The organism is Pseudomonas sp. PB106 (assembly GCF_009764645.1).
In the GTDB taxonomy this organism is placed as follows: Bacteria; Pseudomonadota; Gammaproteobacteria; order Pseudomonadales; family Pseudomonadaceae; genus Aquipseudomonas.
Genome location: NZ_RWIM01000019.1, coordinates 41,998 through 56,991 on the forward strand (window position 1 = coordinate 41,998; position 14,994 = coordinate 56,991).

Sequence of the window (14,994 nt, forward strand, 5' to 3'; positions counted from 1 at the left end):
TTTGTGATAGGGTTCGCGCCCTTAAAAATCCGCTGAAGCGTTTTTCCGGGTGAATAAACAGTGACAAACGGTCTAGGTCAGCAGGTTCGCGGCCTACACGGGAATTCCTTGTTTCTTACACAATTTACGCACAGGTTTATCCACAGGTAGTACGTTGCAACACCCCTCAAAACGCATTATCTTGTAGCACGGCGCGGGGAGAGACCCTACATATGGGGTTTTCCACTCAAACGCCCAACCACATTTAGGGCCTGAAACTCAAGTGCTTTATTGCCAGTTTCCGGTTGAACCAAGCAAGTTTTTCAAAGCCCAAACCGCACTTGCGGATGGCACCGTTTTTTAGGTCGGAAATGACCGGAACGGTACGGGTGTTGCAGTCATTACTGTCACCTTGGAAGGAATCCGGCTCGAGCCTTGGCTCGCGGCCAAAAACTTCGGCAAGGATGCGGCGCTACAAGCCTTTTTCCTACTGTTCCGAAGTTGTTACGCCGACGCTTGTCGGTTGCAGTGCTTCGGTACAGAACGGTGAGCACCATGACGGTGCCAAACAAACATAGAGAATGTGGAGACCACCCCCATGCAAACCGACACAACTCGCGAGAACCCGCAGGGCACCTTGCCGCAGGCCGCCGATTCGAATTCGGATCTGGCTGCTACCGCGCCTGGTCAACTGCGCGTGATCAAGCGTAATGGCACTGTCGTTCCTTACACCGATGACAAGATCACCGTCGCTATCACCAAAGCGTTCCTCGCAGTTGAAGGCGGCACCGCTGCCGCTTCGTCGCGAATCCATGACACCGTGGCCCGCCTGACCGAACAGGTCACCGCGACCTTCAAGCGTCGCATGCCTTCGGGCGGCACCATCCACATCGAAGAAATCCAGGACCAGGTTGAACTGGCCCTGATGCGTGCCGGCGAGCAGAAAGTCGCGCGCGACTACGTGATCTACCGTGACGGTCGTTCGAAAGAACGCGCTGCCCACGCCCCGGCGGAAGAAGCAGTCAACGCGCACCCGTCGATCCGCATCACCCGTGCCGACGGCAGCCTGGCGCCGCTGGACATGGGCCGTCTGAACACCATCGTCACCGAGGCCTGCGAAGGTCTGGAAGAGGTCGACGGCGACCTGATTCAGCGCGAAACCCTGAAGAACCTGTACGACGGCGTGGCACTGACCGACGTCAACACCGCGCTGGTGATGACCGCCCGTACCTTGGTGGAGCGTGAGCCGAACTACTCGTTCGTCACCGCCCGCCTGCTGATGGACACCCTGCGTGCCGAAGGCCTGGGCTTCCTTGGTGTGACCGAAAGCGCCACTCACCACGAAATGGTTGACCTGTACGCCAAGGCACTGCCGGCCTACATCGCCAAAGGTATCGAGTTCGAACTGCTGAACCCTGTGCTGGCCTCCTTCGACCTGGAAAAACTGGGCAAGGCGATCAACCACGAGCGCGATCAGCAATTCACCTACCTGGGCCTGCAAACCCTGTACGACCGTTACTTCATCCACAAGGATGGTATTCGTTTCGAACTGCCGCAGATCTTCTTCATGCGCGTGGCCATGGGCCTGGCGATCGAAGAGAAGCAGAAAGAAGACCGTGCGATCGAGTTCTACAACCTGCTGTCGTCCTTCGACTACATGTCGTCGACTCCGACCCTGTTCAACGCCGGTACCCTGCGTCCACAGCTGTCGAGCTGCTACCTGACCACCGTGCCGGATGACCTGTCGGGCATCTACCACGCGATTCACGACAACGCCATGTTGTCGAAATTCGCTGGCGGCCTGGGCAACGACTGGACGCCGGTGCGTGCGCTGGGTTCGTACATCAAGGGCACCAACGGCAAGTCGCAAGGCGTGGTTCCGTTCCTCAAAGTCGTGAACGACACCGCTGTAGCCGTTAACCAGGGTGGCAAGCGCAAAGGCGCTGTGTGTGCCTACCTGGAAACCTGGCACATGGACATCGAAGAGTTCATCGAGCTGCGCAAGAACACCGGTGATGATCGTCGTCGTACCCACGACATGAACACCGCCAACTGGATCCCTGACCTGTTCATGAAGCGCGTCTTCGATGACGGCAAATGGACCCTGTTCTCGCCATCCGAAGTGCCGGACCTGCACGACCTGACCGGTAAAGCCTTCGAAGAACGCTACGAGTACTACGAAGCCCTGACCGAATACCCAGGCAAGGTCAAACTGTTCAAGACCATCCAGGCCAAAGACCTGTGGCGCAAAATGCTCTCCATGCTGTTTGAAACCGGCCACCCATGGCTGACCTTCAAAGACCCGTGCAACCTGCGCAGCCCGCAGCAGCACGTTGGCGTGGTTCACAGCTCGAACCTGTGCACCGAGATCACCTTGAACACCAACAAGGACGAGATCGCCGTTTGCAACCTGGGCTCGATCAACCTGCCGAACCACATCGTCAACGGCAAGCTGGACACCGCCAAGCTGGAACGCACCGTGAACACCGCCGTTCGCATGCTCGATAACGTTATCGACATCAACTACTACTCGGTGCCACAAGCGAAGAACTCCAACTTCAAGCACCGTCCGGTCGGTCTGGGCATCATGGGCTTCCAGGACGCTCTGTACCTGCAGCACATCCCTTACGGTTCCGACGCTGCCGTCGAGTTCGCCGACAAGTCGATGGAAGCGGTCAGCTACTACGCGATCCAGGCGTCCTGCGACCTGGCAGACGAGCGCGGCGCGTACGAGACGTTCCAGGGTTCGCTGTGGTCCAAAGGCATCCTGCCGCTGGATTCGCAACAGATCCTGATCGAGGCTCGCGGCCAGAAGTACATCGACGTTGACCTGAACGAAACCCTGGACTGGGCACCGGTTCGCGCCCGTGTGCAGAAAGGCATTCGTAACTCCAACATCATGGCCATCGCACCGACCGCGACCATCGCCAACATCACCGGCGTATCGCAGTCGATCGAACCGACCTACCAGAACCTCTATGTGAAATCGAACCTGTCGGGCGAATTCACCGTGATCAACCCGTACCTGGTTCGCGACCTCAAGGCTCGCGGTCTGTGGGACTCGGTCATGATCAACGACCTGAAGTACTACGACGGTTCGGTTCAGCAGATCGAGCGCATCCCGCAAGAACTCAAAGAGCTCTACGCGACCGCCTTCGAAGTGGACACCAAGTGGATCGTTGACGCGGCCAGCCGTCGTCAGAAGTGGATCGACCAGGCCCAATCGCTGAACCTGTACATCGCTGGCGCCTCGGGCAAGAAACTCGACGTGACCTACCGCATGGCCTGGTACCGTGGCCTGAAAACCACCTACTACCTCCGTGCCCTGGCCGCGACCAGCACCGAGAAGTCGACCATCAACACCGGCAAGCTGAACGCTGTATCCAGCGGCGGCAACCACGGTGACGATTCGGTACTGGCAGCCCCTGCCGGTCCAGCGCCAGTGCCAAAAGCCTGCGCGATCGACGAGCCGGATTGCGAAGCTTGCCAATAAGCTGAGCTGAGTCAGGTGTCGAAAGACACCTGAACGAAAAAGCCCCTGACAGACCACTGGTTTGTCGGGGGCTTTTTTTTGCGTCCGTGTTGAGCCAGATAGATGTCGGTTGGCTGACAAACCGCTATCGCGAGCAGGGCGGGCTCCCACAGTTGGATTGGATGTTGTCAGCGAGAGATTGTTTGGTTCGTAAGCCGCTTTCGCGAGCAAGCTCGCTCCCACAATTCCGTGTTGCAAACACCCCACGCGGCAAAGCCGCCCCACTCAACACAATGAGCGCAAGCTCGAGTACCGCTCTTGATCTTGATCTCGGAGCCCGTCGGCAGGCTGAGTGGAGGGATTGATCCGGGGGTGGGAGCGCAGCGACCGTTTGGCGCAGCCAAACACAGCGAGAGGAGGTGCAGCGAAGCAAACCGTAGGCGCTGCGCCCGGATCGATCCCGGAGCGAAGAAACCCCGAGCATTAGCGAGCGGGCCGAACGTCAGGGCAAAGCCTTTTGGTTCCTTTTTGGCGTTTGAAAAAGGGACTCGCCGTAAGGGCGAAACCGCCAGTAGCAACAACCGAAGAAACGGATACACCCCCCCACCCAAAACCAAAAAAGCCCCTCAAAAAGAGGGGCTCCCTGACAAAACCAAAACCCAGAATCAAGTCATCTGAATAATGGTCTGCATGATGGTGCTCTGCGTGGAAATGGTCTTGGCGTTCGCCTGATAGTTGCTCTGACCCTTGATCAGATCAACCAGCTCATTGGTCAGGTTAACGTTCGACTCTTCCAGCGAGTTCGAAGCGATCGAACCCAAAGTACCGGTTTCCGGCGCATCGTAACCCGGGATACCCGAAGCAAAAGTCTCTTTCCAGCTAGTACCGCCAACAGCCTGCAGACCCTGTTCGTTGGTGAAGCTCGCCAGCGCAACCTGACCAATCGCCTTGCTCTGGTTGTTACTGAAGTTGGCAAACAGCGTACCGGTGCCGTCGATGGTCAGGTTAGTGATCTGGCCAGTGGCGTAGCCGTCCTGAGTCGGGATCGAACGCGCGGTATCAGCGTTGTACTGAGTGGTCTTGCCCATCGAAATGGTCACGCCCGCCGGGTTCGCCGCTGCGCCGTTAGCTTTCCAGACGCCATCGGTCACTGTACCCGGAACCCAACTTTTCAGGGTCAGGTCGCTGCTGATGATCGCCGCGCCGCCCAGCGGATTCGGAGTGCTGACCTGAGTCAGTTTGCCGGTCGCATCAAACGACAGGGTCGATGCCACGGGTGCAGTGACTTTCGGATCGCTGCCGGTTGCGTCGGCGTTACGGCCATCAACCAGGGTGTAAACCTTCCAGGTGTTGGCACCGGTTTTCACCATGTACTGATCCATGGTGTGCTGGTTGCCCTGGCTGTCATAGATTGGCGTGCTGAACGACTTGGTGTAGGTCGCGGTGTTGGTCGGATCAAACTTGCCAGCGGCCACTGTGTCGTCGATCGGCGTCGCCGTCGAGTTCAGGTTGATGGTCGAGGTCACGAGCGAGGTGGACTTCGGCGCCAGGTTGGAGGTGTCGATCTTCAGGTCGGTCAGGACGCCGTTGATGATCTTGCCGTTGGCATCCACACCGTAACCTTGCAGACGCGAGGTGTAGTCGGTGTTGGTGATGTAACCGGCATTGTCGACCTTGAACGTACCGGCCCGGGTGTAGGTGACCGAGCCGTTGTTGCTCATGGTGAAGAAGCCCGAACCGTTGATGCCCATGTCCAACACGTTGCCGGTGTTGTTGATGTCACCTTGGGTGAACTGCTGGGAAACGTTGGCCAGGCGCACGCCGTTGCCGATCACTTTGCTGCCGCTACCCAGGCGAGTGGCCGAGTAGACGTCTTCGAATTCTGCACGGGACGATTTGAAACCGGTGGTCGCGACGTTGGCGATGTTGTTGCCGGTCACGTCCAGTTGTTTGTTGGCTGCATAGAGACCGCTAAGGCCGATATTGAAAGACATATTCCACTCCTTTGTGCCGGTTAGTCGGCTCTATATACCAATGGTTTGTACTTTGGACAGGGCCACGGAGCCCTTGCCAGCCAGGTTGAGCATCAGCTCGCCACCCGTCTGACTGATCGTCACGCTATTGACGGTGGCCGGCAGATAAGTGACCAGGTCCGTCGCGGCGCCGTTGATTGGCGCGTTGGCCTTGAAGGTGTAAGTGCCGACAGGAACCACAGTGCCCGACGAATCCTTGCCGTCCCAAGTGAAGCTGGCATCACCGGCCGCGCGGCTGCCCAGATCGATGGTGCGAACAGCCTTGCCGTCCTTGTCGGTGATGGTCACGGTGCCTTCGGCGATGGACGACGGGACACTCACCGTACCGGTCAGGCCTTTTGTCGGATCGTCGAGTTGCGCGGTGTTGGTCTGCACAATCACGTTACGGCCCACCAGCGACGATGCCTGCAAGGCCTGCGACGAGTTGTAATTGCCGGCCAGCGAACTCACGGTGCTGTTCAGCGTGGTGATGCCTTCCAGGCTGCTGAACTGCGCCAACTGCGCCACGAATGCGCTGTTGTCCTGCGGATCGAGCGGGTTCTGGTTTTTCAGCTGGGTCACCAGCAGTTGCAGGAACGCGTCCTTGCCCAGCGCTTGACCGCCGGTTGCACTGTTGGTCGCCGAAGCGATGCCGCCGGTGGTGCTGCTGCTGGCCGTCTTCGACGAGTTGGCCAGGATGTCATTCATGCTCAGGGAGCTGGTGGTATCGGAAACACTCATGGCAGTCGCCCCTTATTACTGACCGAGGGTCAGGACCTTCTGCATCATGGTTTTGGCGGTGTTCATCATTTCGGCGTTGGTCTGGAAGGACCGGCTCGCGGAAATCATGTCAGCCATTTCTTCCACCACATTGACGTTCGGGTAGTAGACGTAGCCTTTGGCGTCGGCTGCCGGATGGTTCGGCTCGTAACGCGCTTCGAGGTTGCTCTGGTCTTCGACGACGCCGAGTACCTGCACGCCCTGCCCTGCGGCGTCCTGGCTCTGGAACAGCGAGTTGCTGCCGGTGTTCTGGCCGCCCTGGAACATGGTGGCAAACACCGGGTGACGGGCGCGGTAGGTCTGGTCGATGCTCGACGAGACGGTTTCGGCGTTGGCGATGTTCGAAGCCACGGTGTTCAGACGCGTGGTTTGAGCGCTCATGCCGCTGCCGGCAATGTTGAAAACGCTGGACAGGGACATGGATTACTCTCCGCGCAGGGCTGACACCAGCCCTTTGAATTTGCTGTTGAGCAGCGTGAAACTGGCCTGGAAGCCCACGGCGTTTTCCGCGTAGTTGGACTGTTCCAGTTGGGCGTCCACGGTGTTCTGGTCGATCGAAGGCTGCATCGGCGTGCGATACATCAGCGACTCGTCGCCGTTGCCCAGACCTTCAGCTTCGATGTGACGGCTGTTGGTCATGTTCAGGGCGATGGTGCCGTTGGCGTTTTTCTGGGTCTGTGCTTCCAGTACTTTGGAGAAGTCCAGATCCCGCGCCTTGTAGTTCGGGGTATCGGCGTTGGCGATGTTGTTGGCCAGCACTTCTGCACGTTGGGCGCGGAAGCCCAGAGCCTTTTCGTGAATGCCGAGCGCTTTATCGAAGCTGATGCTCATGTCGGGAACCTTCAGGTGACCGGTTTTTCGTAACTGAGCTTTAGCAAGCGCCGTGCCAATGCTCAAAACCCCCATAAACCGGGGCTTTGCGGGGTATCGGCAAAGCGGCAATGCCAGAAAAGCGGCAACCGGTTTCCGCCGAATGCCGCTTTTCTGCCGCTTGCCATCCATCTCATACACACCACGGCCCCCTGTAGGAGTGAGCCTGCTCGCGATGGCGGTAGCACATTCAACATCATCGGTGCCTGACACACCGCTATCGCGAGCAGGCTCACTCCTACAGGGATTTGTGGTGCATGAGGGAAATCATTCGGGCACAAAAAAACGGCAGACCTTTTGGGCCTGCCGTTTCATGTATTGCCGTTGCAATCATTTCGCCTGGTAAATGATCCCCGGGCTGCACTGCACCATCTGGTAATGGTCCGGCAAACCGTTCAACGCTTCGGAAGCGCCAAGGAACAGATAACCACCCGGCTTCAACGTGCTGTGAATACGCAACAGGATGTCCTTCTTCACTTCGGCAGAGAAGTAGATCAACACGTTGCGGCAGAACACGATGTCGAACTTGCCCAGCGCGGCATAGCTGTCGAGCAGGTTGAACGAGCGGAACTCCACCCGGCTCTTGATCGGCGCCTTGATCACCCAGCGACCCGGCCCTTTCGGGTCGAAGTAACGCTGCAGGCGTTCGGGCGACAAACCGCGACCGATCGCCAGGCTGTCGTACTCGCCGGTCTTGCAGTTGGTCAACATCAGGCCGGACAGATCAGTGGCAACGATCTGCACACCCATCTTCAATTGGCCGAGGTTACTGCGCTCGAACTCGTCGATCGACATCGACAGCGAGTACGGTTCCTGCCCCGACGAGCACGCCGCCGACCAGATCCGCAGACGCTGGTTGGGGCTGGCCTTGATCGCTTCGGGCAGCACCTTGTTCTTCAAGACTTCAAACGGATAGGTGTCACGAAACCACAGGGTTTCGTTGGTCGTCATGGCATCGACCACTTGCTCGCGCAAACCGCTGCGCGGCTGGGTCTGGATGCGCTGGACCAGCTCACCCAGGGATTTGATGCCTTGCTGCTCCATCAGTTTGTTGAGACGGCTCGAGACCAGGTACTGCTTGTTTTCACCGAGCAAAATGCCACAGGCTTTTTCCAGGAAGACCCGGAACTGTTCGAAATCCAAATTACCCGTAGACAATGATGCCGCCTCTTAAATCGTGTTGACCGCCAGGGACAAAGCGCCCCTAGCTGATATCTGCTGCTTTGATCCGGTCGACTACCCGGGATGCCAGGTCATCAGGACGGAATTTGGCCAAAAAGTCATCGGCGCCGACTTTCTTGACCATCGCCTGATTGAATACCCCGGACAACGAAGTATGCAGGATGATATGAAGCTTTTGCATGCGTGGGTCAGCGCGGATTTCCGCCGTCAGGGTGTACCCGTCCATCTCCGGCATCTCGATGTCGGAGATCATCATCAGGAACTCTTCTTCCGGCTTCTTGCCCTCATCGACCAGCTTGCGCAGGTAATCCAGCGCCTGCTTGCCGTCGTTCAGCGCGACCACTTCGACACCGACCGTCTGCAGACAACGCGTGACCTGCTTGCGCGCCACCGACGAGTCATCGACCGTCAGCACCCGCAGCGACAACGCTTTGGTCTGGGTCTCGACATCGACCACGCCCACCGAAATCGCTTCCGGTGTCGGCGCAACTTCCGCCAGCACTTTCTCGACGTCGATGATTTCGACTAACTGATTGTCCACCCGAGTCACAGCGGTCAGGTAATGATCGCGACCCGTGCCCTTGGGCGGTGGATGAATCTCTTCCCAGTTCATGTTGACGATGCGCTCCACCGAGCGGACCAGGAAACCCTGGGTCTTGGTGTTGTACTCCGTGATGATCACGAACGGGTTTTTCTTGTCCTTCAACGCACCCGAGCCGGTCGCCATTGCCAGATCAAGGATCGGAATGGTTGCCCCCCGGATATTTGCCACCCCGCACACGACAGGACTGGACTTGGGCATCAACGTCAGTGACGGGCACTGCAACACTTCCCGTACCTTGAACACGTTGATTCCGTAGAGCTGCTGACCGTCGAGACGGAACAACAACAACTCCAGGCGATTCTGCCCCACCAGTTGCGTGCGCTGGTTTACCGAATCCATTACACCAGCCATGCCCAGACTCCTACACCAACGCCAAGTGTTGTTGCGACGCACATTCATTGCTAAACGGCACGGCGCTTGCTTTTTAACTCGTATGAACGCTCAAACGACATTTTTCCGACACCTGACCTCCCGCACTCGCCAAAGCCTGTGCGTGCTGTCCGCCGTCTGCTTGTTTTCCGCTGGCAGCCCTGCCGTTGCTGATACGGTTACCTTGCCTGACATGCTTATCGGCGTCACTCAGGGCTTTCTTGAGTTCACCGTAGAAGACTATCTGGCCACCAGTCAAACGGAAGGCCGCTATGAAATCGAGGTCAAGCAACTCGATCCGCGTATGCGCATGCCCATGTGCGACAAGGAATTGACAGCGTCGCTGGAGAGTCCGGCACGTCCTTTGGGGCGGGTCACCGTCAAGGTTCGCTGTGAGGGCGCATCGCCCTGGACCGTGTTCGTGCCCGCTCAAGTCCGCCTGTTTCGCGAGATTGTGACGACCACCCGACCACTCAAGCGCGCCGGGATTATCGAGCCGCAGGACGTGACCTTGCGTGAACGCGATGTCAGCACGATCAATCAGGGCTTTCTGACCTCGGTAGACGAAGCGATCGGGCAGAAATTAACCCGACCAACGGTCGCCGATCAGGTGATTACCCTGGTGCATCTGGAGCAGGCTGAAGTCGTGCGCAAAGGCGATCAAGTGGTCATCACCGCTCGCAGCGGCACGCTCGCCGTACGCATGCCCGGCGAAGCCCTGGCCAATGGCGGTTTGAAAGAACAGATCCGGGTGAAAAACCTCAACTCCCAGCGAGTCATCAAGGCGCAGGTCATCGCGCCGGGCCAAGTTGAGGTGGCCATGTAAAAGCCTCAGGAGAAAACTGGCGCGGACCCCGTCGCTTCCCTAAACTGTGCCGCAGCAGGACACGCGTCGGCGCATGCAAGGCATATTGGTATAAATGTGCCTAAAGTTTTCCAGGGGATGGCCGAAAACATGGCAAGCGTCCAAATTCCCAGAGGTTTTTATCATGGTCATCGATTTCAGCCGTTTGAACAGCTCCTCGTCACTTACGGGCAGTACACGTACCAGCAACGCCAAGGAGACCGCTGAAACCGGTACTTCCGCGCCGCTGAATACCCCGGCCGAACAGGCCAGTACCGCAAAAAGCGGGGAATCGGTACACCTCAGCAATGAGGCTCAACAGTTGCAGAAGGTCACTGACAAGCTGCGCGATCAGCCTGCTGTCGACAAAGCCCGTGTGGCCGAGTTGAAAGCCGCGATTGCCGATGGCAGCTATAAAGTCGACAGCAACCGTGTAGCCAGCAAACTGCTCAACTTCGAAGCCCAGCGCTAGGCTTTTGCCGGCGCCAGGCTTTTGGACGCTTAAAACCCAAGGCCATCCATGCACGACACTAATTTATTGCAACTGATCAACGACGACTTTGCTCCAGCTCAACAATTGCTGGAGTTGCTGCAAACCGAATCTCTCGCTTTGCACGGTCGCGACATGCCCCTGCTGGAAGAAATTCTGGCGCACAAACAGGCATTGATCATTCTGCTTGAACAGCATGGCCGCAAGCGCAGCGAAATCCTCGCCAGCCTCAACTTGCCGACCGATCGTAGCGGTCTTGCGCAACTGGCCAGCCACTCGAGCATTGGCGACCAGTTGCTAACGCAAGGCGATGCATTGACCGATCTGATCGCGCAATGCCAGGCCGCCAATCTCAAGAATGGCCAGTCGATCCAGATCCAGCAGGCCGCCACGGCCAATCAACTGAAGATCCTTACCGGTGGTGAAGCGCCAGCGCTTTACAACGCCAGCGGTACGTTTGCCAAACCCGCCGTACCGCGTCCGCTCAGCCAGGCATGAGTCGTTGATGCGTCAGCTCTATCAACCCGCGGAACATGCTGGCAAAATGCTGGCTAGTCGTCATATTTTGTCTGGAGATTGATAAACCGTGTCCAACGCCCTCAGCGCGGATGATGCTCCGCAGCCACCAAAGGTGCTCACCACGCCACTGGAAATCTCCAGCAACCTGCGTCAGCTGCAAGACAGCCACGATCCTTTGATCATCACGTTCCACGAGCGCAGCCAGCGCTTTCAGAGCTACTTGATCAAAGTTGACCGCGACACCGCTTCGATTGCACTGGACGAAATGATCCCGCGCGATGGCGAACGTTTCCTGTTGGCCGGCGAGCCGTTCAAGGTTGAAGGTTTTCACGAAGGCGTGCGCATCGCCTGGGAATGCAACGGCACGCTGAACATTGAAGAGTCCGAAGGCGACCGTTTCTACACCGGCGAGCTGCCGACCGAAGTGGTTTACCACCAACGCCGCAATGCTTTCCGCGCCGCGCTGAAACTCGCTGATCTGGTCAGCGTTGAACTGGGTGGCGAAAAGCTCAAGGCGCCGATCAACGGCAAGCTGCTGGATATTTCCGCGACCGGTTGCAAGCTGCGTTTCGAAGGTGACATCACTGATCGCTTGCAACTGGGCCAGGTCTACGACCGCTTGATCGCCACGCCGCTGTTCGGCAATCAGCCGACCGCCGTCGAACTGCGTTACTTGCACTTCGAAGAAAAACTCAACATCACCTTCGCCGGCCTGCGTTTCCACAACATCAGTGGTCAGGCGGCGCGCAACGTTGAGCGTTTCGTTTATCAGTTGCAGCGTGAAGCACGTCGTTTCGATAAAGACGATATGTGATTTGTAGCGACCAATAAAAAGGGCAGTCTTTGGCGGGACTGCCCTTTTTTATGCGCGGTGTTTTTGGTTCAGCTCAAGGTCGGCCGCCACTGAGATCCGGGGTCGGTTTGTCATTATCGTTGTCGGTGTCCGGCTCGCCCTCTACAGCAGGCTCGACCGGCGTATCGGTTTCAGGCGCTGGTTCGGGAGCCGGCGCTTGCACAGGATCCTGCACCATCTGCTCCTGCACCACCTGCTCGTCGACCCGAGGGTCAAGCGCCGCCACCAGCGGCGAGCTGGACATGCTGTCCGGCATGGCGACGTGGTGCAGCGGCGCGTCGTCGACCTGGTGCAGATTGGTCACGGCTTTCGGACGAATCCGCCACACCAGCACCAGCGCAAAGAAGCTGAAGAACGCATACAGACTCTGGCTGCCGAGAAACTTCATCAACACACCCGCCAGCAACGGCCCGATGCTCGCGCCGACACCGTAAGTCACCAGCAGCATCGCCGTCAGCGACACCCGCCGATCCCCCTCGACGTGGTCGTTGGAGAACGCCACTGCCAGCGGATACAGGCAGAACTGCACCAGCGAACACAGGAAGCCCACGCCGAACAAGACCTCCAGCGGCACGTGCGGCAGCACCGCCAGAGGCAACGCGGCCACCGCCAGGAACCCGGCGAAACAACGAATCAACAGCGCCCGATCATAACGGTCAGACAACCAGCCCAACGGCCACTGCACCAGCAACCCGGCAAAAATGCAGCTACCCATAAACAGACCGACCTGCTCGGTCGACAGCCCCTGCTGCGAGGCATACAGCGGTGCCAGACCGTAGAACGAGCCGATGATCAGGCCGGCCCCGAGCACCGTGCTCAACGACTGCGGGACTCGCTTGATGAAGAAGCGCGGCTCCATCGGCGCCGGATGCAAAGGCGCCGGGTGAATGCGCCGGGTCAGCGTCACCGGCACCAGACACAGCGCAAAGCACAGGGCGACCAGCATCAGCAGTTCCAGACCCAGCCCCGGGTGCATCACCAGAATCAGTTGACCCAGCACCAGACCCAGATACGAAGCGATCATGTACCCACTGAACACCAAGCCACGCTGATTGGCGTCGGCCTGCTCGTTGAGCCAGCTCTCGATCACCATGTATTGGCACATCATGCCCAGACCGACGATGGTCCGCAGCACCAGCCACGCTGGCAGCCAGTCCACCAGACCATGGCCGAGCACCGCCGCGCCGACGATCCCCGCACATGCCGAGTACGCACGGATATGCCCGACGCGGGCGATCAACCGGTGGCCGATCTTGCCGCCTAGCACCAGGCCGAAATAGTTGGCCGCCATCAACGCACCGACCCACAGGCCGTCGACGTTGTCAGCGGCCAGGCGCAAGGCTAGATAGGTCGATAGAAGGCCCGAGCCGATCAACATCATCAGCGAGGCGAAATACAGCGCTCGAAAGGATTTCCAGATTTGGCGCATCGGCGTTCCGAGCGGCTCCTTGCAGTAAAGACCGGGCTACCAAAACGATAGCCCGATGGCGACGATACGTCAGGCCTGGGCTGCTAGAACACGCCGTTCCCAGGGAGTGATTTCATCAAAGAAGCTGGTCAACTCCATGGTCTTCGAAGCGATGTAGCCTTCGATGAACTCCTGTCCGAACAGTTCCCTCGCCAATTGGCTACGTTTCAGACGCTCAAGCGCAGCATGCAAGGTACATGGCAACGAGAGGTTGTCCGGCACCTCGAACTCGCCCTGAATCGCTTCCGTCGGCTCCAGTTCATGCTCGATGCCATGCAAACCCGCGGCCAGACTGGCAGCGATCGCCAGATACGGATTGGCATCGGCGCCGGGCAAACGGTTTTCGACCCGACGCGCAACCGGCGAACTGGCGGGAATACGCAAGCCGGCGGCGCGATTGTCATGGGACCAGCACGCGTTGTTCGGCGAAGCGTACGGATGGCACAGACGCTGATAAGAGTTCACGTTGGGCGCAAACAGTGCGGTGAACTCCGCCATGCCGGCCTGCTGGCCACCGATGAAGTGGCGGAACATTGCCGTCGGCTCGCCGTGCTCATCACTGAACACGTTCTTGCCAGTGTTGATGTCGACGATGCTCTGGTGAATGTGCATCGAACTGCCCGGCGTGTGCGCCAGCGGCTTGGCCATGCACACCACGGTCAGGCCATGCTTGAGCGCGACTTCCTTGAGCAGGTGTTTGAACAGGAACGTCTGATCGGCCAGCAGCAGTGGATCGCCGTGCAGCAGATTGATCTCGAACTGGCTGACGCCCATCTCGTGCATGAAAGTGTCACGCGGCAGGCCGAGGGCGGCCATGCATTTGTAAACTTCGTTGAAGAACGGCCGCAGCCCGTTGTTGGAACTGACGCTGAATGCCGATTGGCCATCCTCGCGACGACCATCAAGGCCCACCGGCGGACGGAACGGTTGGGTCGGATCAGTGTTCGGGGCGAAGACAAAGAACTCCAGCTCGGTCGCCACCACCGGCGAAAGGCCGCGCGCGGCGTAACGGGCGATGACTTTTTTGAGCTGACCCCGGGTCGACAGGTTGGAGCTTTCGCCGGTCAATTCATCGGCGTCGCAAATGGCCAAGGCACGCGGCTCGTCACTCCAGGGCAGCGGATGAATCATTGTGGGTTCGGCTACCAGCGCCAGGTCGCCGTCATCGCTGCCGTAAAAGCGCGCCGCCGGATAACCGCCCATGATGCATTGCAGCAGCACTCCCCGCGCCATCTGCAAACGCCGCCCTTCGAGGAAACCCTCGGCGGTCATCACTTTGCCTCGCGGCACGCCGTTCAAATCCGGCGTGACACATTCAATCTCATCAATGCCCGTCAGTCGCTGCGCGAGTGAACGCTGGCCATCGGTTGTCATGACGCAATCCTTGTTATTGTGCGAGCCGCGAACGGCGACCCGTACAAAATAGGCTTCGGCTGTTCGGAATATCAAGCAGCGTCAAAACAAAAAAACAAACAACGCGAATACTCCCTGCAGGAGCTGCCGCAGGCTGCGATCTTTTGATGTTGTTTTTCCAGAATCAAAAGATCGCAGC

General features: G+C 58.5%; 13 protein-coding genes. 5 read left to right on the forward strand and 8 right to left on the reverse strand.

What is annotated here, in order from left to right; all coding sequences use genetic code 11:
- The first annotated feature begins 577 nt into the window (after positions 1-577).
- The gene (locus tag EJA71_RS03880) at positions 578-3,472 is read left to right on the forward strand and encodes a ribonucleoside-diphosphate reductase subunit alpha (protein WP_158954465.1); all 2,895 of its coding nucleotides are present in this window, start codon (positions 578-580) and stop codon (positions 3,470-3,472) included.
- Positions 3,473-4,116: 644 nt separating this feature from the next.
- On the opposite strand, the gene flgE is transcribed toward EJA71_RS03880, so the two are convergent.
- From flgE to EJA71_RS03910, 6 genes are all read right to left on the reverse strand, one after another.
- Positions 4,117-5,445, reverse strand: coding sequence for a flagellar hook protein FlgE (gene flgE / locus EJA71_RS03885; protein WP_158954467.1), 1,329 nt, complete (start codon positions 5,443-5,445; stop codon positions 4,117-4,119).
- A 30-nt stretch (positions 5,446-5,475) separates the two neighbouring features.
- Positions 5,476-6,204 (reverse strand): flagellar hook assembly protein FlgD, encoded by a 729-nt coding sequence (flgD, locus tag EJA71_RS03890; RefSeq protein WP_158954469.1) that lies wholly within the window; start codon positions 6,202-6,204, stop codon positions 5,476-5,478.
- A 15-nt stretch (positions 6,205-6,219) separates the two neighbouring features.
- Positions 6,220-6,663 carry a flagellar basal body rod protein FlgC gene (gene flgC, locus EJA71_RS03895; protein WP_007963049.1) on the reverse strand — a complete coding sequence of 148 codons (444 nt, stop codon included), beginning with the start codon at positions 6,661-6,663 and terminating at the stop codon, positions 6,220-6,222.
- A gap of 3 nt (positions 6,664-6,666) precedes the next feature.
- Complete coding sequence (gene flgB, locus EJA71_RS03900; protein WP_007917581.1) at positions 6,667-7,074, reverse strand: flagellar basal body rod protein FlgB; 408 nt, start codon at positions 7,072-7,074, stop codon at positions 6,667-6,669.
- A 369-nt stretch (positions 7,075-7,443) separates the two neighbouring features.
- Positions 7,444-8,271, reverse strand: coding sequence for a protein-glutamate O-methyltransferase CheR (gene cheR, locus EJA71_RS03905; RefSeq protein WP_158954471.1), 828 nt, complete (start codon positions 8,269-8,271; stop codon positions 7,444-7,446).
- Between the two features lie 46 nt (positions 8,272-8,317).
- Positions 8,318-9,250, reverse strand: a complete 933-nt coding sequence (locus EJA71_RS03910; protein WP_158954473.1) for a chemotaxis protein CheV — start codon at positions 9,248-9,250, stop codon at positions 8,318-8,320.
- A gap of 82 nt (positions 9,251-9,332) precedes the next feature.
- Between EJA71_RS03910 and flgA the strand changes: the two genes are divergently transcribed.
- From flgA to EJA71_RS03930, 4 genes are all read left to right on the forward strand, one after another.
- Positions 9,333-10,094 carry a flagellar basal body P-ring formation chaperone FlgA gene (flgA, locus tag EJA71_RS03915; RefSeq protein ID WP_158954487.1) on the forward strand — a complete coding sequence of 254 codons (762 nt, stop codon included), beginning with the start codon at positions 9,333-9,335 and terminating at the stop codon, positions 10,092-10,094.
- Positions 10,095-10,257: 163 nt separating this feature from the next.
- A complete protein-coding gene (gene flgM / locus EJA71_RS03920) occupies positions 10,258-10,584 on the forward strand; it encodes a flagellar biosynthesis anti-sigma factor FlgM (protein ID WP_007960324.1) in 327 nt (108 codons plus the stop codon).
- Positions 10,585-10,632: 48 nt separating this feature from the next.
- Positions 10,633-11,100 (forward strand): flagella synthesis protein FlgN, encoded by a 468-nt coding sequence (locus EJA71_RS03925; RefSeq protein WP_158954475.1) that lies wholly within the window; start codon positions 10,633-10,635, stop codon positions 11,098-11,100.
- An 88-nt stretch (positions 11,101-11,188) separates the two neighbouring features.
- A complete protein-coding gene (locus tag EJA71_RS03930; RefSeq protein ID WP_158954477.1) occupies positions 11,189-11,935 on the forward strand; it encodes a flagellar brake protein in 747 nt (248 codons plus the stop codon).
- Between the two features lie 73 nt (positions 11,936-12,008).
- Here the strand turns inward: EJA71_RS03930 and EJA71_RS03935 are convergent, their stop codons facing one another.
- Positions 12,009-13,403 carry an MFS transporter gene (locus tag EJA71_RS03935; protein ID WP_158954479.1) on the reverse strand — a complete coding sequence of 465 codons (1,395 nt, stop codon included), beginning with the start codon at positions 13,401-13,403 and terminating at the stop codon, positions 12,009-12,011.
- A gap of 69 nt (positions 13,404-13,472) precedes the next feature.
- Positions 13,473-14,714: a glutamine synthetase family protein gene (locus EJA71_RS03940; protein ID WP_178113648.1), complete on the reverse strand. Its 1,242-nt coding sequence runs from the start codon at positions 14,712-14,714 to the stop codon at positions 13,473-13,475.
- Between the last annotated feature and the right edge of the window lie 280 nt (positions 14,715-14,994).

Excerpts from the sequence above, each read along its gene's own strand:
- EJA71_RS03935 (WP_158954479.1), bottom strand. The coding sequence starts at position 13,403 with ATGCGCCAAATCTGGAAATCCTTTCGAGCGCTGTATTTCGCCTCGCTG.
- EJA71_RS03940 (WP_178113648.1), bottom strand. The coding sequence starts at position 14,714 with ATGACCGCCGAGGGTTTCCTCGAAGGGCGGCGTTTGCAGATGGCGCGG.
- flgC (WP_007963049.1), bottom strand. The coding sequence starts at position 6,663 with ATGTCCCTGTCCAGCGTTTTCAACATTGCCGGCAGCGGCATGAGCGCT.
- flgD (WP_158954469.1), bottom strand. The coding sequence starts at position 6,204 with ATGAGTGTTTCCGATACCACCAGCTCCCTGAGCATGAATGACATCCTG.
- EJA71_RS03925 (WP_158954475.1), top strand. The coding sequence starts at position 10,633 with ATGCACGACACTAATTTATTGCAACTGATCAACGACGACTTTGCTCCA.
- flgM (WP_007960324.1), top strand. The coding sequence starts at position 10,258 with ATGGTCATCGATTTCAGCCGTTTGAACAGCTCCTCGTCACTTACGGGC.
- flgE (WP_158954467.1), bottom strand. The coding sequence starts at position 5,445 with ATGTCTTTCAATATCGGCCTTAGCGGTCTCTATGCAGCCAACAAACAA.
- EJA71_RS03910 (WP_158954473.1), bottom strand. The coding sequence starts at position 9,250 with ATGGCTGGTGTAATGGATTCGGTAAACCAGCGCACGCAACTGGTGGGG.
- EJA71_RS03880 (WP_158954465.1), top strand. The coding sequence starts at position 578 with ATGCAAACCGACACAACTCGCGAGAACCCGCAGGGCACCTTGCCGCAG.
- flgB (WP_007917581.1), bottom strand. The coding sequence starts at position 7,074 with ATGAGCATCAGCTTCGATAAAGCGCTCGGCATTCACGAAAAGGCTCTG.
- flgA (WP_158954487.1), top strand. The coding sequence starts at position 9,333 with ATGAACGCTCAAACGACATTTTTCCGACACCTGACCTCCCGCACTCGC.